The 23,529-nt window shown below is 58.5% G+C and carries 20 protein-coding genes and 1 tRNA gene; 13 read left to right on the top strand and 8 right to left on the bottom strand.

From position 1 onward, the window contains the following. Positions 1-48: 48 nt before the first annotated feature. Entirely contained in the window at positions 49-504 is a 456-nt protein-coding gene (mscL, locus tag VGN12_29535; protein ID HEY4313631.1) for a large conductance mechanosensitive channel protein MscL, read from the bottom strand. Positions 505-560: 56 nt separating this feature from the next. Then, positions 561-1,508: a DUF1559 domain-containing protein gene (locus tag VGN12_29530; GenBank protein ID HEY4313630.1), complete on the bottom strand. Its 948-nt coding sequence runs from the start codon at positions 1,506-1,508 to the stop codon at positions 561-563. Between the two features lie 393 nt (positions 1,509-1,901). On the opposite strand from VGN12_29530, the gene VGN12_29525 reads away from it, so the two are divergent. The 7 genes from VGN12_29525 (at position 1,902) to ndk (ending at position 9,922) form a co-directional block, all read left to right on the top strand. Beyond that, positions 1,902-2,687 (top strand): hypothetical protein, encoded by a 786-nt coding sequence (locus VGN12_29525; protein ID HEY4313629.1) that lies wholly within the window; start codon positions 1,902-1,904, stop codon positions 2,685-2,687. Between the two features lie 297 nt (positions 2,688-2,984). After that, positions 2,985-4,049, top strand: a complete 1,065-nt coding sequence (locus VGN12_29520; protein ID HEY4313628.1) for a DUF1559 domain-containing protein — start codon at positions 2,985-2,987, stop codon at positions 4,047-4,049. 48 nt (positions 4,050-4,097) lie between these two features. Beyond that, on the top strand, positions 4,098-5,483 hold the full coding sequence (locus VGN12_29515; GenBank protein ID HEY4313627.1) for a PepSY domain-containing protein: 1,386 nt from the start codon (positions 4,098-4,100) through the stop codon (positions 5,481-5,483). A 105-nt stretch (positions 5,484-5,588) separates the two neighbouring features. Beyond that, positions 5,589-6,386 (top strand): DUF1559 domain-containing protein, encoded by a 798-nt coding sequence (locus tag VGN12_29510; protein HEY4313626.1) that lies wholly within the window; start codon positions 5,589-5,591, stop codon positions 6,384-6,386. 310 nt (positions 6,387-6,696) lie between these two features. Further along, the gene (locus tag VGN12_29505; GenBank protein ID HEY4313625.1) at positions 6,697-8,403 is read left to right on the top strand and encodes a DUF1559 domain-containing protein; all 1,707 of its coding nucleotides are present in this window, start codon (positions 6,697-6,699) and stop codon (positions 8,401-8,403) included. A gap of 112 nt (positions 8,404-8,515) precedes the next feature. Further along, on the top strand, positions 8,516-9,154 hold the full coding sequence (pncA, locus tag VGN12_29500; protein ID HEY4313624.1) for a bifunctional nicotinamidase/pyrazinamidase: 639 nt from the start codon (positions 8,516-8,518) through the stop codon (positions 9,152-9,154). Between the two features lie 306 nt (positions 9,155-9,460). After that, positions 9,461-9,922: a nucleoside-diphosphate kinase gene (gene ndk, locus VGN12_29495; protein HEY4313623.1), complete on the top strand. Its 462-nt coding sequence runs from the start codon at positions 9,461-9,463 to the stop codon at positions 9,920-9,922. Between the two features lie 51 nt (positions 9,923-9,973). Here ndk and pyrF read toward each other — a convergent pair whose 3' ends face one another. The 3 genes from pyrF to VGN12_29480 form a co-directional block, all read right to left on the bottom strand. Then, on the bottom strand, positions 9,974-10,897 hold the full coding sequence (gene pyrF / locus VGN12_29490; protein ID HEY4313622.1) for an orotidine-5'-phosphate decarboxylase: 924 nt from the start codon (positions 10,895-10,897) through the stop codon (positions 9,974-9,976). A 120-nt stretch (positions 10,898-11,017) separates the two neighbouring features. Beyond that, on the bottom strand, positions 11,018-12,382 hold the full coding sequence (locus VGN12_29485; protein HEY4313621.1) for an ATP-binding protein: 1,365 nt from the start codon (positions 12,380-12,382) through the stop codon (positions 11,018-11,020). Positions 12,383-12,565: 183 nt separating this feature from the next. Then, complete coding sequence (locus tag VGN12_29480; GenBank protein ID HEY4313620.1) at positions 12,566-13,240, bottom strand: DUF2293 domain-containing protein; 675 nt, start codon at positions 13,238-13,240, stop codon at positions 12,566-12,568. Positions 13,241-13,932: 692 nt separating this feature from the next. Between VGN12_29480 and VGN12_29475 the strand changes: the two genes are divergently transcribed. After that, positions 13,933-14,007: transfer RNA gene (locus VGN12_29475), tRNA-Pro, on the top strand. On the opposite strand, the gene VGN12_29470 is transcribed toward VGN12_29475, so the two are convergent. Both VGN12_29470 and VGN12_29465 read right to left on the bottom strand, forming a co-directional pair. Further along, positions 13,989-15,488 carry a recombinase family protein gene (locus VGN12_29470; GenBank protein HEY4313619.1) on the bottom strand — a complete coding sequence of 500 codons (1,500 nt, stop codon included), beginning with the start codon at positions 15,486-15,488 and terminating at the stop codon, positions 13,989-13,991. The genes VGN12_29475 and VGN12_29470 overlap by 19 nt on opposite strands. Beyond that, on the bottom strand, positions 15,485-15,718 hold the full coding sequence (locus tag VGN12_29465) for a hypothetical protein (GenBank protein HEY4313618.1): 234 nt from the start codon (positions 15,716-15,718) through the stop codon (positions 15,485-15,487). The genes VGN12_29470 and VGN12_29465 overlap by 4 nt, the downstream gene beginning before the upstream one ends. A 316-nt stretch (positions 15,719-16,034) precedes the next feature. Here VGN12_29465 and VGN12_29460 point away from each other — a divergent pair, with 316 nt between their 5' ends. From VGN12_29460 to terL, 4 genes are all read left to right on the top strand, one after another. Next, positions 16,035-18,722, top strand: coding sequence for a hypothetical protein (locus VGN12_29460; protein HEY4313617.1), 2,688 nt, complete (start codon positions 16,035-16,037; stop codon positions 18,720-18,722). 240 nt (positions 18,723-18,962) lie between these two features. Beyond that, positions 18,963-20,300, top strand: a complete 1,338-nt coding sequence (locus VGN12_29455; protein HEY4313616.1) for a DNA modification methylase — start codon at positions 18,963-18,965, stop codon at positions 20,298-20,300. A gap of 54 nt (positions 20,301-20,354) precedes the next feature. Then, complete coding sequence (locus VGN12_29450; protein HEY4313615.1) at positions 20,355-20,918, top strand: helix-turn-helix domain-containing protein; 564 nt, start codon at positions 20,355-20,357, stop codon at positions 20,916-20,918. Further along, positions 20,884-22,419: a phage terminase large subunit gene (gene terL, locus VGN12_29445; protein ID HEY4313614.1), complete on the top strand. Its 1,536-nt coding sequence runs from the start codon at positions 20,884-20,886 to the stop codon at positions 22,417-22,419. The genes VGN12_29450 and terL overlap by 35 nt, the downstream gene beginning before the upstream one ends. 157 nt (positions 22,420-22,576) lie before the next feature. Here the strand turns inward: terL and VGN12_29440 are convergent, their stop codons facing one another. Next, on the bottom strand, positions 22,577-22,960 hold the full coding sequence (locus tag VGN12_29440; protein ID HEY4313613.1) for a winged helix-turn-helix domain-containing protein: 384 nt from the start codon (positions 22,958-22,960) through the stop codon (positions 22,577-22,579). 378 nt (positions 22,961-23,338) lie between these two features. On the opposite strand from VGN12_29440, the gene VGN12_29435 reads away from it, so the two are divergent. Continuing rightward, positions 23,339-23,529, top strand: a 191-nt coding sequence (locus VGN12_29435; protein HEY4313612.1) for a hypothetical protein, incomplete at its 3' end; no start/stop codon positions are given.

Genomic DNA, 23,529 nt, shown 5'->3' with positions numbered 1-23,529 from the left:
GCAGTCCGAAGCGGCCAGGCAAAAGCAGCTGCGAGCATCCGCCGTTCGCTACGCGGCGGGTAACTCCGAAGTGCATTGCGGGCAGCGGGTCGCGGCCGCCGGGACGCTTGACTGACAATAGGGACAGGTCTTCTTCGCAGCCGGCGGTGTGGTCACCGGCGTGGGGAGCACACGATTCATCCAGCGGATGACCAGGAAGATCACGAAGGCCACGATGACGAAATCGAGGACCGTGTTGATAAACGACCCGATGTTGATCGTGGCGACGGGGCCGCCTGCATCATCCACTGCATAAGCCGCCGCCTTTAGACGGAAATCGTTTAGGCTGATGACCAAGTCTTTGAAGGGGACATCCTTCAGGAGCAGGCCGAACGGCGGCATCACGATATCATTAACTAGCGACGAGACGATCTTGCCGAATGCCCCGCCAATGATGATGCCCACCGCCATGTCGACTACGTTGCCGCGCATGGCGAATTCGCGGAATTCTTTAAGCAGGCCCATGCGTGGCTCCTGGAACGTCTCTCGGCGTCCGTGAAACCGATTTTGAAAAATCGATTTCAATCCAGCGGGTTGGAATGGATCGTCTCACCGCCGTATGGCGTACCGCAGCGGGTCGAAATGGCATTCATCACGGCCGGATCGATCGAGTCTTTGATGAACCGCACACCGCCGTCGCAGAAGGCGAAGTTAGCGCCACCCGGGTGCATGCTGCCGAAGGTTTCGGCAAGCGAATGATCTTCGCGCGGGTCGTCGACAATCTCTTCGAGGTTGAAGCCGTCTTTGAACGTAGTGCCGAGCACGTAGCCGGGACCGGCGGCCAGGCGACCAACGATCAAACGGTCGACAAGCTCCGAGCCTGGAATCACACCCCACAGAGCTGGCGAGGACCATTTAAAGGCTCGTTCGCCGATGGCCATCGTGTTCGAGGTGCCGTCGCAGACTTCGGCAAAGCTCACCGCACGGTTGCGGCCAAACATTCCGTCGAACGAGTCACGGCAGATCCGGCACGTAGGCCGGACGGTGCCGATGCAGCCGACGTAGCTCGACGCTGCCATCGTGCAGATCACCGAGTTGTCCGAGATGGCGGGAATCTCGATCGTCGGCTCGAACTCTGAATCAGACGGACAAACAAATGTGGCCAATGAAACCGTCCGCACTGAGTCCGCTGCCGGGCTATTGAGCGCGGCCGTGAAGTTGACCTGCTGGTTGAGCGAGCCTTGTTCGACGTCCGGCAGCAACATCGCGGCCCAGGCCCAGCCGGGACCACCGTCCTCGCGACTGGGAAGTACGACGCGCGATATATAGCCGGGCGGAAAGACGCCATTGCGATCGGCGTACATGTGCAGCGCCAGGCCAATTTGCTTCAGGTTATTCAGACATGCCGCGCGGCGTCCGGCTTCGCGGGCCATTTGAACGGCAGGCAGGATCAGGCCGACAAGCAGGCCAATGATCGCGATCACTACCAACAGTTCAATGAGCGTCATGCCCCGGCGTGATACTTTCATGATCAGTCCCTCCATGAACCTCGACACTACGAAACGAGGGCTGCGCGTCTTGCCTACAGCCAGCCGCGCGCCTTCGCCGCCTGGCGCACGTCCTACTAGTTCCTTTCGGCTAAACTGCAGCGGTTAATCCAGGTTTAAGGCCTGCTGCCGTTTGCTTGATAGCTGCCGCGACGGGGCGCGAGGTTTCGCGCTGGCATTGAGCGGTAGCGTGCCGCGAGGGATAGCGAAATGTCGTACAGGGCGTGAGATAAGTCGCTTGGTCCGAGGCGTCCCGCGAGGCAGTTACGCCTAGATCCGCCCCGGAAAGCGCGCGAATTGACAGGGGATCGTACCCCCCTTAAACTTGGCCTCCAAGTTTCCCCACCCGCCAAAGTCCTGCCCAATCGTGTTCTCATGCGACGTCTTCGTTCGCTAGATCGCGTGGGTCATCTCGCCAGCCGATGGATCGTCGGCCTTGGCCTGGTGGGTTTCCTGGTCGTGAATACCGGTTTGCCGGTGGTGCGCCCCGTGGCGCCGCGCGGCAAGGACAAGAGCAAGCCATTCCTTTGCCAGGATCGCCCCTGCGGTTGCATGTCGGCCGATGAATGCTTGCGCGGCTGTTGCTGCTTTTCAGCTCGCCAGCGGCTGGCGTGGGCCAAGGCAAACAATATTGAAGCGCCGCACGAGCTGATCGCCGCCGCCGCGCAGGAAAGCTCACCTCACGACGAAGCCGATCACGACCACGATCACGATGCGGAGATCGCCGGCGCCGATCACGACGGCCACGAGATCAGTCATGAACACGAGGCCAATTCGTGTTGTAGTGCGTCGAAACAAGACGACAAGCCCCGCGAATCGGCCAGCGCCTGTGCGAAATGCGATCGGCAGGAAACCGGCTCGAGCATGGTTTGCCGTCTGCACGAGGATGGCGAAGCGCAGCCCGCCGCCGACACGGATATCACATCCCGGTTGAACAACGGACAGAACAAGCGTGGCTGGCGAATCTCGTTCATCGTCGGACCGCTAGCCAGCCATTGCCGCGGGATGGGGCCGTTGTCTGTGCTTTCCTTCTCCTGTTTGCCCCCTGTCGACGCTGTCGACTATTCGTTCGACTGGCAAACATCAGAGTGGCTTGAGCCCGTCAGTGCTCACGCCGATTCGATTTTCTTCTCGCCTCCCACGCGCCCTCCCCGCGTCTAGCGGTTGTGCCCGGGGAGCGGTTTGCGCCCGTATGTTGCCGGACCATTGCGCTCGCGCGCCGTGAGATTGATCACGCGTTGCAGGAGTTGTTCGGACGGCATTCGAAAGCAGCCGATTGGCCTCGCGGCGCGATTGCGCGCTGTGCGTTGGCTTGTCTCCTCTCCCTCGCGGCACGACCGGGCCGTCGTCGATGGCGCCGGTGCAGCGTGACCTGCTGCGCAGACGCGGATCAAGATCACGGCCAGTCCACGGCTGCATTTTGGGAACTTTAGCGCGCCAAGTTAGGGGAGATTTACCATGAATCGCCGAGAGGGTTTTACCCTGGTCGAGCTTCTGGTCGTGATTGCCATAATTGGCATTTTGATCGGGATGCTGCTGCCAGCCGTGCAAATGGCCCGCGAGGCTGCTCGCGGCAGCCAATGCAAGAACAATATGCGCCAACTGGGCCTGGCCTTGATCAACTTTGAAGGAGCTCGGGGCTGCTTCCCGGCAACCGATCCGCCGAACGGCTTCTCGCCGCAGGCGCGACTGTTGCCGTATGTCGAGCAAGCCAACTTGCAGAATCTACTCGATTTCGCCCAGCCCGCCTTTACGGGGGCGTACAACGCGCAGGTGCCGAATCCGCTGTTCGCGGCAACGTTTGCCATGCCCATCCCGCTTCTTTTATGCCCCACCGATCCGGCTGACGTCATCAACACGGAAACGACCTACAACGCCACGTACGCCGGCAACAATTACATGATCAGCACCGGCAGCGGCACGGGCATACTTTACGATCAGCGTTTCACGACCGATGGAATCACGTTTTACAATTCGGCCGTGCGCTATGCGGATGTCACTGATGGTAGCTCGAACACTGTGTTCATGAGCGAGGCCATTCGCAGCATCGGCAGCGACCTGACGCTCGCGGCCGGTCAGACGCCGGGTTTTCCCTACCAGTACACGCTCAATGGTTCTACCGGACTTACGCCCGGCGTAGGGCCTGGCATTACGATGACCGGCGCGCCGTGGACCGGTCCCACGATCAACGGCATGATCGCCAATCCCAATCTGACGCCCGTCTGGCCGCAGTTTACCGGCTGGCGTGGCGCCGGTAGCACGGCCATGCGCGGTCGCGGCACCTGCTGGGCGGCCGAGGGAGCGCTCAACACGCAAACCAACGGCTACACACCGCCCAATAGCCGAATTCCTGATGTCGTAATGCACCACTCTGGTTACTTTGGGCCACGCAGCTTTCATCCCGGCGGCGCGAATGTGCTACTGGGAGACGGTTCGGTGCGATTCTTGAACGACACGATTGACGTCGTTCTGCATCGCAATTTGCACAGCCGCAACGGCAGCGAAGTCTTGGGCGCCTTTTGATCCCTCGCATTCCACGAACGACCCGTTCGTCCACACAGGCGGCGAAGTATGCCAGACAAAACTGATAGATCGTGGCCCGATTATCGGGCCGTATGGCGCTGGCACTTTTACGCCAGCCTGTTCTGCATTCCGTTCGTGATAATCCTGTCGATAAGTGGCACCATTTATTTGTTCAAGCCGCAGATCGAGACCTGGCTGGATGCGCCCTACGACCATCTGCAGGTCGAGGGCGCCACGCCTAGCGCTGCGGATCAAATCGCGGCCGCCTTGTCGGCGGTACCCGGCGCGAGGTTCGGCAATTACGAGTTGCCTACCGCTTCCGATAACGCTGTGCGCGTGATCGTACGGCGCGACGGCGAGGCGGTACGCGTTTATGTGCATCCGTCATCACTGGAAGTACTGCACACCGTGCCCGAGGACGAGCGGTTTATGCGGTACGTGTTTCGCTTGCACGGCGAATTGCTGTCGGGCGATCGCGGCTCGATGATCGTCGAACTGGCCGCCTCGTGGACGATTGTGCTGATCGTGACGGGAATCTATTTGTGGTGGCCGCGGCAGGCGAAAGGCTGGGGCGGTGTGCTTTATCCGCGATTAAAGTCCGGCTCTCGCATCTTCTGGCGCGATTTGCATAGCGTTACCGGCATCTGGATATCGAGCATGGCTTTGTTTTTGCTTCTCAGCGGTTTGCCCTGGGCGAAATCGTGGGGAAATTACCTGAAGGCCGCGCGAAGGCTGACGGGGACCGCTGTCGCGCAGCAAGATTGGACTGTCGGCAGCGGCCGTGCGAAAGATGGGGGAGGGCAGGGGGGGCACGGCGAGCACGGCGGACATGGCGGTCGTCGCGTCCAAGCAGAGGGGGCAGACAAAACCGAGGGGAATCAAGTACCGATCGACTTTGCAGCGGTCGATCGCATTGTCGCCACGGTCCGTCCGCTCGAATTGGCGCCGCCGGTAATGATAGCGCCTGCGGGAAAAGGCTCGGGCGATTGGACCGCGAAATCGTTGGCAGGCAATCGCACGCACCGTGTCAATCTCGTGCTGGAAGGCGCGACCGGCGCGATAAAAAATCGCGAGGACTTCAGCGACCGGCATCTGATCGATCGCATCGTCGGAACAGGTATCGCGGCACATGAGGGACAATTGTTCGGGCTGGCAAATCAATTGCTGGGACTGGTAACAACTTGCGGTCTGATCCTGGTTTGTGCGAGCGGCCTGATTATGTGGTGGCGTCGCCGCGAACCTGGCGCACTTGGCGCGCCGAAGGCATTGTCATCGCCGCGGTTTTCGCTGGGGCTTTTTGTGCTTGTCGTGGCGCTGGCGATTTATCTTCCGCTTTTCGGTGCGTCTTTGTTGGGGGTACTTGTGATTGAAAAGACGCTGCTGGCGCGAATCCCGGCACTGCGCGATTGGTGGGGACTTTCCCGCCCCGCTTAATCCACTGAAATCGTCGCACGCTGTGGCCGGGCACGCGTTGCGACGGCTTTTTTCTGCGCGTATGATCTGGTCACCACGACGTATTCGAAAACGGGATTAGACGGCATGCGCAAAGAATTGGGCTTTTCCACGTCGAGGGGTTTTACTCTGGTCGAAGTTCTGGTCGTGATCGCCATCATCGGGCTGTTGGTGGCCCTGCTTTTGCCCGCGGTGCAGATGGCGCGCGAGGCGTCGCGCCGCACGCAATGCCTGTCGAACCTGCACCAGGTGGCTTTAGGGGTCATGCAGTACTACGACGCATACGATGGTCAGTTCTTTCTGCACCATCCGTTCGACGCGGATGTCCTTTCCAACAGCGGGGCCTCGGAATCGTTCGCCGAGATTTATTGGGAAGACAAGATCATGCCGTTCGTTGGCGGCGCACCCGAGGCCAATGAGGAATTGGCTCGTGCCGGCATCGTGACCGGAAGTGCCGCGATTTACCGCTGCCCGAGTGATCTTTCCGAACAGCGTCCCTATGTCGACAGCAGTGGTGTCGTGGACGGGATCGAGCAGCGAACCAGCTACTTGATGAATTCCTTATTGAGTCACAAGACCCGCCGCTACGGCCGTTGGACTTGGATGCGATTTCTCACCGAGGTCGGTACATCGAATTTCGTTTCCTTCTCCGAGCGGGATAGCAGCGCGTTTACTCCGCCCGCCGACGGCGACCCGCGCCAGGACGATTACGATATTTGGCTTGGCACGGCGACGATCCAGCCCTGGATTTCGTTCCAGCGGCACGCCCAGGTCGCTAACTATCTTTACCTCGATGGGCATGCCGTGACGCGCAGTTGGGATGCGGCGGTAACGGACATGTATCCTGACAAGGTCGTGCTGACGGTCGACAGCAGCTATCCGTAGCGCGCCGATGCATGCGGTCATCGCGATTTTCCGCGTGGGCCGCTTTTGGTTCTTCGATTTCCGCGGTTCTTGCGTAGCAGCGCATTCTCAGCCTATATTGCCGGCTGGGACGCACGTCGGGCAGATCTGGTTCCGACAGGGCGGGCCGAGTGTGTGGATTGTCGGCTGAGGCCAGCCGGGCGAAGGGGCAAAACGTCCTGCCGATTTGCGGTGCAGCGAGATTTCTCGCCAAAAGCGATCGGTGCCCATCGTCATACGATTCTTGCCAGCGATTGTTATCAGCCATTACGGCTTTCATCGGAGGTGTCACTTGAGAGCGCGGTACGCCTTACCAGTTGTGCTTGGAGTTATTCTTCTTCTTGGTGGCGCCTTGTTCGTCGGCGGATGCGGTAAAAGTACGCCCATCTATCGGCCGGGCGCAGAGAAAGACGTCGATTTGACGTCAGGTCCACCGTTGCCGCCGAAGGTTCCCAAGCCCCTAGACGTCTCTTATATCCCGGCCGATGCCGTGCTGGCGGTAGTGGTCGATTGCAAGCAGCTCATTGAATCGCCGAATTTTTTGTTCATCAATAACGAAGGCCCGAGGGAAATACTCGCACTGGATATGGGGATCTCTCTCACCGATACCGAGCAGGTCATCGTGATTGGCGGACTCGGTAAGAAACTCGGTGAGTATTTCGGGGCAACAATTCTGCGGTACAAGCAGCCAGTCGACGTGCAGAAATATCTACACGAACGTAGTCCCGAATGGGAGGAGGTCGTTGAAGGCGACCAGAAGTATTTCCGCCCGCTCGAAAGTGGTATTCCCTGTGTCTTCTCCGCAACGGACCGAATCCTGGTGATGGGCGCCGAAGACACGTTGAAACGAATGATCACCACTCCCAAGGATGCGGAAAGCCCGCTGTTGACCACGCTGCGCAAGTCTGACGACTCGGCCGGTGCTCTAGCCGTTTTAGAAGTGGCCGCGATTCGCCCGCAGATCAACGCGTTTCTAGCGTTTACTAAGTTGCCGGCCCCCTTCGACAAGCCTCCGTTCGACGGAGTCAAGCAGATCCCCAGAAATATCGAAGAGGCGATCGCCAAATTCGAGTTGGCACCGTTTACGACACTCAAACTCAGTTTGCGCGCCAAAGACGAAGACGCCGCAATCGCCACGGATACTCTATTTGCGAACATTATCGACAAAGTCACTGAGACCATCGATGAAATGACCACCGCCCCGGAGGATGCGTCGGACCGCGGCGCCGCGGCGCAGGCGGGCGCCATGCAAGGGCTGTTCGGAGACTTTAAAACCGACCTCAAGCATGAACGTGACGGAGTCAATTTAAAGCTTAGCTATGGTGGCAAATCGGTGCAGAATCAACTGGTGTTGCTCGGTCCCATGGCCATGGGACCGATTAGAAAATCGTGGCAGCAGGGTTGGCGCGATCAGTCCCGTGAGAACCTTCAGAAGATTGCCGCGGCACTGATCGAATCGGCGAGCATTAAAGGTGCGTATCCTACTCCTGCGACGTATGGTCCCGATGGCAAGCCCCTGCTGAGTTGGCGCGTGCAACTGTTGCCGCTGTTAGGACAGCAGGCGTTGTACGACGAATTTCACCTCGACGAGCCTTGGGACAGCGAACACAACAAGAAGTTGATTCCACGCATGCCGCGGGTGTATCGGACGGCCGGGCAACCGTTTGACGGCAAAACGCTCTATGTCTTGCCAACCGGTGTTGGCACGCTCTTCGAAGGACAGGATGGTCCCAAGCCGGATTCAATTGCCGACGGAAAGGACAAGACGATCCTCCTGATCGAAGTGCATGAAGGACGTGGTGTCGAATGGACCAAGCCCGCCGATCATAAGTTCGATCGTGCCGACGCGACCATCAATTTGACGCACCTGGCCAAGCCCACCTTTCTCGCCGCTTTCGCCGATGGCAACGCGCGGGAGATCGACGCAAAGAAGAATGGCGCGATCCTTGTCGGCCTCTTTTCGCCCGCAGGGGGTGAAGCGATTCCCGACGAGTACTAAATCGTAAAACCGGCGGACGCGATTGCTGCGTCGCGGAATTGGAAAATGGAAGCGACGTTCGTTTCTCGAGGCCGCCGACGATGCATGATGAGAAAGACGCCTGGTAGGATCAGTGCTTGACCGTGCGCTGGTGATCGTTGACGTGCAGAATGACTTCTTGCCGGGCGGCAGTCTTCCCGTGCCGTACGGCGATGAGGTTATCGACGTTGCGAATCGTGCTGCGTGCTATTTCCGGGAAGTCGTCGCGACGCAAGACTGGCATCCCCAGAATCATGTCAGCTTCGCGGTCAATCATCCGGGCCAAAATGTCGGAGACGTGATCAAACTAGCGGGGGGTGTGCAAACGCTCTGGCCCGTCCATTGCGTGCAGGATACGTGGGGCGCGGCTCTGGCCAGCGGGCTCGACGTACGAAGCATCACGCATTTAGTTCACAAGGGCACATATCCCGACGTCGATAGTTACAGCGCGTTCTTCGATAACGCAAAAGAGGATCGCCGTACGACGGGTTTGGGGGCATACCTGCGATCGGTTTGCGCGAAGGATCTCTATTTTCTTGGCCTCGCAACGAACTTTTGCGTGGCTGCCAGCGCGCGGGACGCTTTGGACCTGGGCTTCAAAGTTTCGATTCTGGTCGATGGTTGCCGGGGAATCGACGTAACTCCGGATAGTGCCACAACGCTTTCCGAGCTATGCCAACGCGGGGCGAGACTTCTTACAATCGAGGATTTATCCGCCTGGCCTGCTGACTAAGTACAGAAATTGCCGGTTGGTACTTTCCGCAATCAGTCATATCAGACATCGAGACGATAGGCGACCGATCCTAACGCTGCTCGCGCCGTTTCGTCCAGGCTCCGCGTCGCCTTGAGGAACGGCGGTCGATGTCCTAAAATCCCCGACTTGCATCGCATTGTGCGCCGCTCGGGCGTCAACAAAGCGACGCGCCTAAGCGAAAGCCCTATTTAGTTGGCAGGTCGTCGCGTGGCTGAAGCACGCTTTTCGTTGCAACCGTCCACTGCAGCCCGTCGCGCGATCCCATAAACACTGGAGAAAGTCGCCATGGAACGAACCTTGATTCTGCTCAAACCTGACTGCGTCCAACGTCGCTTGATGGGGCGCATTCTCGGTCGCTTCGAGGATAAAGGCTTCAACGTCATCGGCATGAAAATGATGCGCGTTACGCCGGAATTGGCCAAGCAGCATTACGCCGAGCACGTCAGTAAGCCATTTTTCCCGGCCCTGGAAAGTTTCATCACCGGCGGACCGATCGTGGCGGCGGTCATTGAGGGTTTGGAGGCGATTCGCGTCGTGCGTGAGATCCTCGGCGCGACAAGCGGCCTGAAAGCAGCCGCCGGTACGATTCGTGGCGATTTCAGCTCCAGCCGGCAAATGAACCTGGTACATGCTTCGGACGGACCCGAAGCCGCGCAGCGCGAAATCAGCCTGTACTTTCATCCCAGCGAGATTTGCGCCGGCGATTTGACACTGACCCCTTGGCTGCGCGCAAGCGACGAAGGCTGAGCCGCGGTAGGACCGGTCCTGAGCGCCTTGGCCCGACGAAGTCATCAAGGTTTAGCGGCCTAGGCATCCAACAGACGTTTCGGCACCCAGGCTGGCGATCATATCGTCGGTGGCGCATGCCACGGCCTCGGGCCATTGTGCCGCCGTGAACCGTTCGGCGTATTCGCGCCGACGATGGGCGAAGATAATGCCGCGCGAGTTATTGATGACGGCGCCCAGTCCGCGCGCGTCAAACGCCGGTGCGACGTCCCGGGCCGTGCCGCCTTGACTGCCGTAACCGGGAACCAACAGCCACGCGTGCGGCATGGCCTCGCGTAGTTCGGCAAGTTGCCCTGGATAGGTCGCACCGACCACTGCCCCCACGGCGCCGTAACCACTTGAGCCCGCGCCGGCCGTCGCCAATGTTTCGATATGATCGGCCACGCGCCGGTAAACGGTTCGACCGTCGACAGCCAGATCCTGAAACTGCCCACCACCCGGATTCGACGTCTTGGCTAGCACGAACAAACCGGCGCCGCGCGCTGTGGCTGTGGCTACGAAGGGGGTGAGGCTGTCGTCCCCCAGATAGGGACTGATCGTCAAGGCGTCTGCCTGCCAGGCGCTCTGTGGGCCGAGCCAGGCATCGGCATAGGCTTCGGCCGTTGAGCCGATGTCGTTTCGTTTGCCGTCGGCGATTACGATCAGCCCCGCCGCGTGCGCGTGTGCGATGACCTTGGCCAGGCATTGCATGCCGGCCGGTCCAAGTTGTTCGAAGAATGCGACTTGCGGCTTGACCATTGCGACACGGCTCGCCACGACGTCGATAATCTCGCGGCAGAAGGAAAGATATCCCTCGGCCCGAGCGCGGTTATCGTCAGCGTCCCGACCGCTCCGGATTGCATCGGGTAATTCTTCCCAGCGCGGGTCGAGTCCCACAACTACCGGATTACCAACCCGCGTGACGGCAGCGGCCAACCGATCGCCAAAACCTTCCATCAGTCTCTCCGCGATGGCATTTCGTAGTTTGTGAACGACGTTACGATATTGCCACTAGCTTACCGTGGTTGGCGCAGATCGTTAAGCGGCGAAGTTGGCGGTCCTGCGGTCCCTGGGCCGTTAACTTGGTTCCACTTCCTCTGCGGTCGACGTGGGGCTCAACGGCAATTCGACGATGACCTTGGTTCCCTGGTCCTGTTTGCTGATGACTTCCAGCGTTCCGCCGTGGTCATAAACGATCCCGTACACCAGGCTTAGTCCCAGTCCGGTGCCGCCGTCGGATCGTCGAGTGGTGAAGAATGGATCGAACATGTGAGCCCGTGTCTGATCACTCATGCCACGACCATTGTCGGAGATTTCCAATCGCGCAGCGCCGCCTGCGAGCCCGCTCGAAATGACGACATGCGGCGAATTCGCGGCCGACTCGATCCCATTGTTGATCAGGTTGACAAGCACCTGTTCGATTTCTAGGCGGTTCATCGTCACGGCAGGCAAGGTCAAATCGAGCGACGTTTCGATCGTGCCCCCGCGCTCGGTGGCATAGGCTGTCGTCAAGACGACCGCCTTCGTCACGGCTGCATTCAAATCGGCCGCCCCACGCTCGGTTGGCTGCTCGCGCGCGAAGTGCAGTACGTTCTTGACGATCCTCGCACAGCGCTGCCCATATTCTGAGTGTTCGTTGAACAGGACTGCTATCTCGTTGGTTGTTGCGGCTTCTCCGAGATGGCTCTTGATGCGATGCGCGGACAAGACCATCAAGCCCAACGGGTTGTTAATTTCGTGGGCGATGCCCGCCGCCAGTGTGCCGATCGAGGCCAAGCGTTCGGAATGTCGCAGCTTATCCTGCGAATCTCGCAGGTCGTGCGTACGCTTGTCGATAACTTCCTCCAGATGCTCGACAAGAAGTCGGCGGTCAGCCTCGGCACGAATCATTCGCAGGAACATATTTCGGCGCGCCGATTGAATGATGAATCCCAAGGCCGTGGCGCCCAACAGAAAGAAGCCAAAATGCGGCCAATTTCCCGGCGGCGCGGCGAACAGGACAACGCCGAGCCAGCTTGCCCAAATCATGCTCGCGGCCGTTGCATACCAGGCATACGACAATGTCAGCCACCCCGACGCAGCCACCAGCAGCGCCAGATTCGTAGAATCTTCTGGCTTGCCCAGCAAATACAAGTGGACGGCGCAGTTGATGAGCGCCACGCTAAAAACAAAAAACGCGAGCGGCTGCAGCCATTGTGCCCACAAGCGATATTTTTGAATCGAAATGAAAGTTGCCAACAAGATGCAGGCCGACACCGCTGCCAACGGAGTCATAACCAGCGCCGCATGCCGCGGCAACAGAAACCAATGCGCCACACTGACGATCAGATAAAAAGCCGTGAGGGCCCCCGTAAGCGCGGCCAGTTCGTCGCCGACGGCTGCGTCAACATAATCCGTGGTTTCTGCGGGCCGCGCAGAGCGCCCTGATAACAAGGAAAACATGCGAACGCTTTCGGTCGATTCCAATGGTGATTGACGACGCTGGAGCGCCTACTAATTTAGCGTTCCGGATGTAAAACCGGCAGGTCGGTCCCGGCGAGACCGGCACAAACGCGTGCCGACCGCGGGCGGAACAGCCGCCTCGCCGCGAACAAGGACGCGCGCTGATCGTATCTCGTCCTCGAGCTACTGCGCCCGGACCAATGCGGCCTGCAGTGGACATGCACCGTCTTGTGAGTCATTACTCCGATAGCGAGCCAGCAACTGCTTCGACCGCTGCGCTAGCAACCGCCGGACTTCTCGCCGCTTCCCGCGCACCCTGGGGATTTCCATCTCGTCATAACTGGTCGTCTGGTGACGCATCCAGGCAATCACCGCGGCTTCGGCTCGCTGCTCGATGGGAATGCGTTTTGTTCGAGCCACGGTGCCGCTGCCGACCGGAGTGGCGTGATCGGTCACAGCCCGCGCAAGTGTTTGGGCGAGATGGCCGTGAGCCGGATGAAATGCCAGAAACGACACCACCGCTGCCTGAAAGTCTTCAACATATTCCGCTTGTGATGCTTCTCGGCGGCGTACGTCGGCAGACCGGCGTTTCGCATATCCTTCGGTAGATCGTTCGACGGCAAGTGCATCACGCAAGCGATCGATCGTCGCGGCGGGCGCCCAGATGCCTCGCGAAAAAATCCTCCGCCCTCGTTTCTCCTGCACGACCCAATGTTCACCCGCCGCTTTAACTCGCCGCGTCAGCGCCGCGTCACCAGGAGCGAGCAACGTCCAACCGGCAGGCATCCCGAGAATCTTGCCCTCGGTGGTCCGAACAGTGTCCGAAGAGGGGCCAGGTGCGAATGTCGAGGCAGTCATTCCTTTAGGTTCCAAGGTACAGTTCTGTCGAGTACTTGCGACGATCATTTCTGCGCGAACGCGAATCTACGAGTCGATATTGTTGGACGAGAGGCGGCGCGAAGCTCGAGAATCAATATCATGCAGCTCAAGTCTCTGTCTGCCGGCTGCGGTCGTGATGCCCCATGGCTGGCCTTTCTCGGAGGTTGGATTCCGTGTTTACGCATCACCAAATTATCGGCTTTTCAGTCTGCTTGACTCGCCTCGGCGCAGCGGGTACGACCGTGTGCCGAAGTCGAAAAGGACGGACTTTGACGGACGTGCTGAGAATCACGCGAACAGTGCGTGAGCAGGGTAAAGGTCCTGAACCGAAATAGCGCTATATTCGGTGGCATCGAATGAAAACGGTGCAAATGCGGCGGATTGCGGGGGCTTCGATGGCTCTAGCCGTAAAAGAGTTTGCGGGTTTAATCGCTCGTGCGGACTTGCCGCAACCAATAAACAAAGCAGCACCCAGATCTGATGTTTTGGGGAGTTCGGACCCAGCCGCAGCCCGCCAATCGACATGCGGCCGCTGGGGTAGTGGTTCGATGCCGCAATCGGTATACTCTCGCTATTGTCGTGGCTCGATCGCCGTGACAGACGCGACTTCTGGCAAGTCGTGCGTAGGAATTCGCAACGCAACTGGCGGCACAGCAATCAGTTGCAACATGCGGGGCGTAGCTCAGCCTGGCTAGAGCGCAGCGTTCGGGACGCTGAGGTCGCAGGTTCAAATCCTGTCGCCCCGACTATTCTTCGTTTCGAGCCCTTTGGCGAAAAGGTCGAAGGGCTTTCTCTTTTGAGTGATTAGGTTTACGTCGCTCAACATACGGTTCAAACAGAGCGTATCAAGGATCTCTCGCCGAACAGCACTGTTTGAACGACGCCACACTTCCGCCGCTCGCTGCGTCCAATCGAATAGCTTCAGGACGGATTGTTCGCGAACGGGGTCGACATCCCCCAGTCGAGCCAAGGCTTCAGCCGCCTTGGCAGCCTCAGTATTTAGCTCATGATGTTTGCTCTTATAGACTTCCTCGTCGACAGTGCCCGCGAGGTACGCATTTAGCAGCCGATTTTGCATGGCTGCCAATTCGCTCTTTCGTTTGGCCAACAAGCTACCTTGCCGTCGTCGCGACGCCGTCAGATCGGCTGTTGCGGCGCTCAGCTCCGTGCGCATCCAAGCCGCGATCTCGGGTGATGCCAAACGCATCATGTCCAAGTCCGCGACAATGGCCTCCTCGAGATCTTCGGCCTTCCAGCGGACTTTCGGATGACTTGGGCCAGGGTTGTTATTCGCGCAGCGATAATAAATATGTTCTCGGATCGCGCCTCCTCTTAGCTTACGACGGATACGTTCACCGGTAATCGATTGCCCGCAGTGGGCACATCTGAACAAGCCGCCGGCGAATGGATGCTGGGGAGCCCCAGTTCGGCGATTTCGACCATTAAGGATGTCCTGGCAGATGTCGAAGGTCGTCCGATCAATGAGCCGTTGATAGCGCCCCTCAAAGATTTGGCCATTGCGTTGCAACTCGCCGATGTAAAAGTGGTTGCTTAATATCCAAGACAATGCCGTGCGATTAAAGCGCGGCTGACTCTGGCGAAATACGTGGCCTTCGCGTTCAAGCTGGTCGGCGAGGGTTTTTAGCGTGTGAGCACCGGATGCGTAAAGTTCGAAGATGCGCACTAACGTTTGAGACCTCTCTGGGTGCGGCTGGACGGGTTCCTCGGAGTTGTCCACATTGAGATAGCCAAATGGCGCTAGGCCCGTGGGCCATCCCTGGCGAACCTTCTCGTCCATGCCTTTCAGTACTTCGGACCGTAGGTTGTCACTGTAGTACTGCGCGACGGCGGCCATTACGTTGAAGGAAAGTGCACCTGCAGCGCCGGGCCCAAATTGATTGTCGACGAAGGCCAGATGAACGCCGCAGGCATCTTCCAATTCTTGCAGGCGCACAGCATCCCGCATGTTCCGACATACGCGGTCGAGTTTGTGGCTCAGAATTGCCTGGATCTTCTCTCGCTTCGATTGAGACTTCACCCACGCCAGCATCTCATTGAAGACCAGCCGTTCCGCCCCACGCTTGGCCGATTCGGCGACTACGAATTCGCGAACGATGTGCCAGCCATGGGACTGCGCCCGTTCGCGGCTCAAGCGAAGCTGAGCGTCGAGCGAATATCCTTCCCGTTGTTCTCGGGAAGAAACTCTGGCCCATAAAACCACATTCATGATCTCTGCTTCTCCTCTTCGGCTCGCACCACGACCTCGGCGAGCCGGCGAATATTAGTGAGGATCTCCACGGCCTCTTCGTCACTGATCACGCGCCCGTAGGCCTTCGACCAGACGCGGCGAGCTTCGGCAATCCGCTCGCCCGAAAGCCACCGTGTCGATAGCGGTCGCGCGGCGATCAGACCAAACTCGGGTCCATGATGCCCGGTCGGCGCTCGAAGTCCAGTCATTTTACGCGATGGTGGCACGGAGATTGTCACTGGAGTTAGCAGCCGACCAGCTGTGAGAGTCTCGCCTGTAATCTTGGGCGCCATTCTTCATGCGGATCACAGACATGTCATAGGCAGAATGCGTGCGCAGCGAAACTCATGTGTGGCGCATGTCCGTTTGCGCTCGCGCACATGCCGCGCATGTGAGTTGTCAAATCGATATCCACCGCCGCCGTGAACTCTCATAGTATGGAAGTGAAATATCGTGTGATCGAGCTAGTAGGAACAGCCACCGAAGTAGGCAGGCATCGATCACTGCAATGTGGAGCATGCTCCCATGGATGGCGCAAGCAACTTTGAAGAACGTTATGTCGCACCTTCTAATCCAGCGGTCGAGATGGGTGCAACGTTTCTCGCTGCGCTCTTTTCGGAAACAGACACAATCCTGTTTCGGCCGATCGAGACGTGGACCGAGGATGGCAAGAAGCGTAGTCGCGTCGATTATTCCAACACAAATTACTGCAAGGCTGTGCCGCATCTCATCAAGGTCGCACTGGGGCGCCTGCTGCGTATCGCCGAACACGAACGGCTCAACCTCTTCTTCGGCGTCTGTCCGAGAGTGGGCAATAAGGGCGAATATGACTTGGCTTGGCAGATACGGACGGTGCGCGCACTGTGGACCGACATCGATCATGTGACCGTCGAAGAGGCTCACAGCCGCCTCTTGAAGGCGGGGCTCCCATTGCCGTCGATCAGCGTGAATAGCGGCAATGGCGTGCATCTTTACTGGCTACTAGATACGCCATTTCAGATTGATGACGCCGGCGATCCACCACCAGTCGAAATCGAGTGGTCACTGACTCGTGAGGGGCAAAAGAAACCTCGCAAGTACATCGCCGAGAATGGTGACAAGGCATATTTGGATCAGCGCCGACATATCTCCCGCCTCAGTCCGAACGCCACGCTGGTGCAAGATGTGTTGGCGGGAATCGCCGACGCGGTCGGCGGCGATCATACCACCGACCTGTCGCGTCTACTTCGCATCCCAGGAACCCTTAATCGCAAAGACCAGCGAAACGGTCTTGAGGCAGTCTCAACAGCGCTCGTCGACATCGACACCCAGCGCAGGTACTCATTCACAACTTTTGAACCATTCAAGTCGTCATCACCCGACACTAAACGGGCGAAGCAGATCGCGGCAATGCCGCTCCCTAAGTCTAAAAGGATCGCCGCATCAAAAGCCGACAAGCTTGCGGAGTTAATCGCCGCTTGCGCCATCGCCGAAGCTGGCACCCGATCCGAGGCCGACTTCGCCGTCTGCTGTTATGCGATTAATAACGGCATCGCGAAGGAGGAAGTATGGTCGGAAGTCGCTCAAGTCGGCAAGTTCGCCGAGCAGGGCCAGCGCTACTTCGATCTCACTTGGGCCAAGGCGGAATTTGACGTTCGCGCCGCGATGCTCGAGAAGTTGCAAAGGCGCGCAAATCCGAACGAGATTCCGGCGGTCGGTGAAACGAGTAACACTGTAGTTGACGAGGGTGACGACGCCGTCAATCGACGCCCGACCATTGTGATCGACCCCGCGACGATGCCAGTCGCGGAATCGCTCCGCCAAGTGACCGACAAGCTGTTAGCAGCCGGCAACTGCTTCAGCCGAGCCGACCAGTTGGTTGCAATCAATGGTGAGCGGATCTTACCGTTGCTCGCGCCAGCTGAACTGGCGGGACTCCTCAACCAACATGTCGAGTTTTATTTCATTGATGGTGACACCGGGGAATACAGGCCACTCCCAGCGGCGTATGCAAATACGTGGCTCCATCACCATGTCGAGCGCGGTCGCCTGCCGGTTATCACGCTGTTCACTCGCAATCCGGTTTTCAGCCAGGATTGGCGGTTGGTCACCCCGGGATACGACTCGCAATCGGGCATCTATTACGCAGGACCTACAGTCGAACCCAGAGACGACACCAAGCAGCTCGACGCGTTGCTCAGTGATTTCTGCTTTAAGTCTCCGGGCGATCGCACTAATTATCTCGGGCTGTTGCTCACACCACTGCTGGTTCCAAGATTCATCGGATCGAAGCCCGCTGCGCTTTTCAATGGCAACCAACCGGAGCTCGGGAAATCGATTCTCGCTCAGATCATTGCTATCCTTCGCGACGGTCACTCGACGGAAACCGCTTCGTACAATCCTAACGACGAGGAGTTCGAGAAACGGCTCGGTGCGATTGTGCGTCGGGGCATCACCACGATCATTATCGACAATGCGAAAAGCCGAGGCCGAAATCCACGCATCGAATCAGCCTGTCTCGAGCGATCGATCACGGACCCAATCCTATCGTTTCGACTTCTGGGCCAGTCTGCCTCGATCCGCGCCGAAAACTCGCACAGTTTTTGTATCACCGCGAATATCCCTGACGTCAGTCTCGACTTAATCAAACGCAGCGTCACGATCAATCTCCACCACGAGGGTAACCCGACGCATCGCAAGTTCGTTATCGTCGACCCAGAAACATTCGTCATAGAGCATCGCGTCCAAATCTTGGGTGAGTTGATCGGGATGGTCGAGCGGTGGAAGGCCGCTGGAATGCCGATGGCAAAAACCGCCTCACGGTTCAACAAACGAGGCTGGGGCGACACGGTCGGGGGGATTTTGCTATTCAACGGCGAGCCCGACTTTCTGAGCAATGTCGCGGAGTCCGCCAGAGAGCTCGACGATACGCAACGCGACTTCGCAGAACTCGTATCGGTTCTGGCCCAGCATCTCCAAGGCAAATGGACTGCAGCCGAGCTAGCCGATCTCGCGATCAAGCACGGATTACTTTGCGAGCAGTTGGGAGCAGGCACATCTCGCTCCAAAGCAACCCGAATGGGTATTCTGGCCGGACGGTACGTTGCGGAACGTTTTCCTCTGTGTGATGACCGCGAGGCAACGTTCAACAAGGATGACGACCGGAACGGCGCGACCTACGCGGTCTACGTCACCGAGATTGCGGAACGTTTGCCTGGTGCGCGGAACGTTTAAGGAACGTCGCCCGACCTCAACGTTCCGCACCTTAACCACAACGAAATTGGACAGATATGTCATCCTGCGAGACGTTGCGGAACCTTTTGAGCATATCCGCGCTTGTGCGAGCGCATCTGGTCATGCGCAATTGCACGCGGGTTATTTAATCCCTAGGGCAAACGTACCGCAACGTTCCGCTATATGCAGTTGAGCACTGTTCGCTTTTTGGTGCCCGAATCTAAATGGAGTTACTGAAATATGAAGATCGAGCTGCGCAAGTTAACCGATATCAAGCCCTATCCGAGCAATCCCCGCCTCAATGACGACGCGGTTGATGCCGTCGCAGCATCGATCCGTGCGTTCGGCTTTCGCCAGCCGATTGTGGTAGATAGTGAAGGCGTCATCATCTGTGGTCATACCCGGTGGAAGGCATCGCAGCGGCTTAGCCTCGACGAGGTACCGGTCCATGTGGCCACAGATCTCTCGGCGGAGCAGATTAAGGCATACCGCATCGCCGACAATCAGTCGGCCAGCTTGGCCGAATGGGATCCGGAGCTGTTGCCAATTGAGTTGGCCGAACTGCAGGCGTTGAATTTCGATCTCGGACTGCTGGGATTCGAGCAAGATGAGTTGGCGAAGCTGCTCAATCCCGATTTGGTGGAAGGCCTCTGTGATCCCGATGACATTCCAGCACCTCCCGATGAGGCGACTACACACCCGGGGGACTTGTGGATCCTCGGCAATCATCGATTACTGTGCGCCGACTCGAGTAAGCCAGAGGACGTCGACCGGCTGCTTGGGGGCGCAATCATCCACCTGGTGAATACGGATCCGCCGTACAACGTCAAAGTTGAACCACGCTCCAACAATGCGATTGCCGCAGGGCTGTCGTCGTTCGCCGGCCCAAAGCATCATCAATCGCTGGACGTCGCTCGACATCCTGGGAAGGCCAAGCCGACTAGCAGGAAGCTACGCCCCAAGGATCGTCCCCTCGCCAACGACTTCGTGACGGACGAGGCGTTCGATCAGTTGCTGGCAGACTGGTTTGGCAACATGGCACGTGTCTTAGCGCCCGGCCGTGGTTTCTACATCTGGGGCGGCTACGCGAACTGCGCGAACTATCCCCCTGTGCTCAAGGCGACGGGCCTTTATTTCTCCCAGGCCATCATCTGGGTCAAAGAGCATCCCGTGCTGACTCGCAAAGATTTCATGGGCAATCACGAATGGTGCTTCTACGGCTGGCGAGAAGGTGCTGCACATCAGTGGCTTGGTCCGACTAACGCCACTGACGTGTGGAGCGTCAAAAAGGTGAATCCACAATCGATGGTTCATTTGACCGAAAAGCCGACTGAGCTAGCCGTACGGGCCATGCGGTATTCATCACGCGAAGGCGAGAACGTGCTCGATCTGTTCGGAGGTAGCGGCAGCACACTGATCGCCGCTGAGCAAACGGGTCGGCATGCCTTTCTGATGGAACTTGATGCCTTGTATTGCGATGTCATCGTCGAGCGCTGGGAGAAATTCACCGGGCGAAAGGCCGAATTGGCGCGTGGTGACAGAAACGATCTCCGGCCAGCCGCAGCGTGCAGTTCCTAGTCACCATGCCCATTTCTAGAGATTCCATAAATGCCCGTGCCTGCCAATAAGAAGTTGGCCATCGCGCAGCGCCGCCGCCAGGTCGCCGACCTCTATCTGCAGAGGTGGACCCAATCCTCGATCGCCGAGCGCGTGGGCGTCGATCAATCGACGGTTTGTGACGACTTAAAGTACGTCCGCCGAGAATGGCGTGATTCGGCCGTTCGGGATTTCGATCTGGCTCAAGCCGAAGAATTGCAAAAGCTCGATCGCGTTGAACGGGAAGCCTGGGCAGCTTGGGAGCAATCGCAAAAGCCCGCGCAATCGGCGGTCATCAACGGAGATGGTGGCAACCAGCAGACACGTAAAAGTGTCAGGAACCGCCATGGTGATCCACGGATGTTGGAAATCATCCTGAAATGCAATGCGGCCCGCCGCACCATGCTCGGCCTTGATGCTCCGACGAAAATTGCGCCTGTCATGCCAAACGGCCAGGAACCTTACCGACTTGCCGTCGCCACATTGAGCGTGATTGAACTGCGGGCGCTCAAACGCGTGCGCGACCGTCAGTTGGCATTAACTCAAGGAACGGAGACTAAGGACGATGATCAAACAATCGCCGATGACCGAATCGATTGACCCCCGCTACCTGGACGCCGCGACCACGCTATTGTGCGAGAAGAGCCTGTTTGATTTCGTCGTCGAGGCGTGGCCCGTCGTCGAGCCAGGAACTCGGTTGGTTTCGACTTGGCATGTGCGGGCCGTTTGTGACCATCTCGAAGCATGCACCCGCGGGCAGATTCGACGGCTGGTCATTAATATCCCACCGCGTTGCATGAAGAGCCTATTAGTGAGCGTGTTTTGGCCGGCTTGGGTGTGGACTACGCGACCGCATACGCGGTGGCTGTTCGCCAGTTATGCCCATCATTTGTCGTTGCGAGATTCCTTGCATTGCCGCGACATTATCCAGTCGACCTGGTACCGGCGCCGCTGGGGTGACCGATTCGCCCTTCGTGACGACCAGAACCAAAAAACTCGCTTCGACAATGACAAGACCGGCTTTCGCCTGGCCAGTTCCACCGGCGGTGTGGGAACCGGCGAAGGAGGTGACTTCATTGTGGCCGACGATCCCCACAACGTAACGCAAGCGGAAAGCGATACGCAGCGCGAAGCGGTGCTTCATTGGTGGGATCAGTCCATGTCGACCCGCGGCAACGATCCGCGAACCGTTTGCCATGTCGTCGTGATGCAGCGTTTGCACGAACGGGACCTGGCGGGGCACCTCCTCGAACAAGGGGGATACGAACATCTCTGCCTGCCGATGGAATTCGAGCCAGGGCGCCGCTGCACGACGTCCGTAGGCTGGCAAGATCCTCGCCAGAAAGAAAATGCACTATTGTGTCCGACCCGTTTTCCCTGGCCGGCGGTCCAAGAACTCAAGCGTCGCCTGGGACTCTACGGTACGGCCGGCCAGTTGCAGCAGCGTCCGGCGCCGCTCGACGGTGGATTGTTTCAGCGGTCCTGGTTTCGGATCGTGCCCGTCGGTCCTCAAGGCTGTGTGCGACGGGTCCGCTACTGGGATCTCGCAGCTTCCATCGAAGGAGATTACACCTGCGGCGTACTCATGAGCCGCGATGAGACGGGAACGTTCTATATCGAGGATGTACGACGCGGACGTTGGAATCCCACCCAACGCGATGCCATCATTCAGCAAACGGCCAAAACTGACGGGCAGTTCGTGGAAATCGTGCTGGAACAGGAGCCCGGTTCAGCCGGCAAGAGCGTTACAGAGTATCTGGGACGACGGCTGGCAGGTCATACCGTAATCTTCGACCGCCCAACCGGAGCCAAGATAGTTCGCGCCCAGCCCCTTGCTTCCCAGTGCGGCATTAACAACGTCTGCCTGGTGGCGGGGTCCTGGAATGATGCGTATATCCATGAACTCTGCGTTTTTCCCAACGGTCGTAATGACGACCAGGTCGATGCCTCGTCCGGTGCGTTCGCTCGACTGGCGCGGTACGCGGGCGCAAATTGTGCGCCGGAGTTCCTGCATCTTCCACGTCCAGATCCAAGACGTCACGGCATTTTTATTGAGCGCCGCGGCGACGAGCATATCCGCTTGGGACACCGCAGGCGGTAGTCAGGTCGAGGCTCGCAGCTTCGTCGCAGGATTGCCACGTCGTGGCCGTGTTCGCACCGTGTCGGGGTGTTCCCCGCCCTGCCGCAAAGGGCACACCAACAAGAAAACGCCCACGCGTGGGCCAACGTGGGCGTCGGGAGCAGAGACTGGTGACGGCCTACCTGTTGGCGGCGAACCTGCCGCGCTCGATCTTCACAAATCGAACAGCTTTATCCTTCGCACCGATTTCGCGCAAGATGGCGCTGTAGAGCGTCGCATGTGGCGTCTTGCCGCCTGGGCTCGTCCAATAGCCCTTGGAAGCCATCGCTTCGACCATCTCACGCGTGGTCAGCGGTTGGCCGGCTTCGGCCAGTACCATTGCCGCGGCATCCAGCGCACTCAATCGTTTTGGCTTCGACTCGTTGCGCTTCTTTGGATTGGGCTTTGTAGGCGCTGGAGGCGGCGAGGCGTTCGTCTCCAGTGTGGGTACGGAAACTGGCGCTTCGTCTCGGGTCTTCGGTTTTGCACGGGCCTTCGCGACGGCCTTTTTCTTCGTGGACATGTTTCGTCTCCTGAATGCTGTCGCGCTTCGCAGGCCGCCGAACGATCGACAAACCACCTGCCAGCGCGAGCAGGACACAGGAGCCATGCGGACGGGAAAACATCAAGCGCTTAACCGCGGAATGCAAAAAGAATCTGCTGATTCCATACGGCTTTATCATTAGCACGACGGCATCTGAGTGGCGGAATATGCGGGCTGAGTCCGTCATCGTTTAGGTCGACCGAAATCGTCCTTCTACGAGTTCGGACCCACAATGGGCGAACTGGGTCCGAGTTCGCTTGCCTTCCGAAGAAGCCAGAGGTACTGACTGTCCAGGCGTCCGAGAAAGTCGGACGTGCTAAGGGCTTTTTGCTGGCAATTCGACTAAGGGGAGTTTCAATGCATACTTATCGACCGCGAGCACTCGACCCGACGAAGATTCTGACCCGCCGCGAACTCGGCACGGTACTGGCGGAACTGGCACGCAAGGCGCCTCGTTCACGAAGCACACGGCTGAATTTGGTCGTCTTCCGCCTGGCGGCCTGTTGCGGCTTGCGCGCCAGCGAGATCGCAAACCTGCAAATCGGCGA

This window comes from Pirellulales bacterium (assembly GCA_036499395.1).
In the GTDB taxonomy this organism is placed as follows: Bacteria; Planctomycetota; Planctomycetia; order Pirellulales; family JACPPG01; genus JACPPG01.
This window is presented reverse-complemented; position numbering and strand designations above follow the sequence as displayed.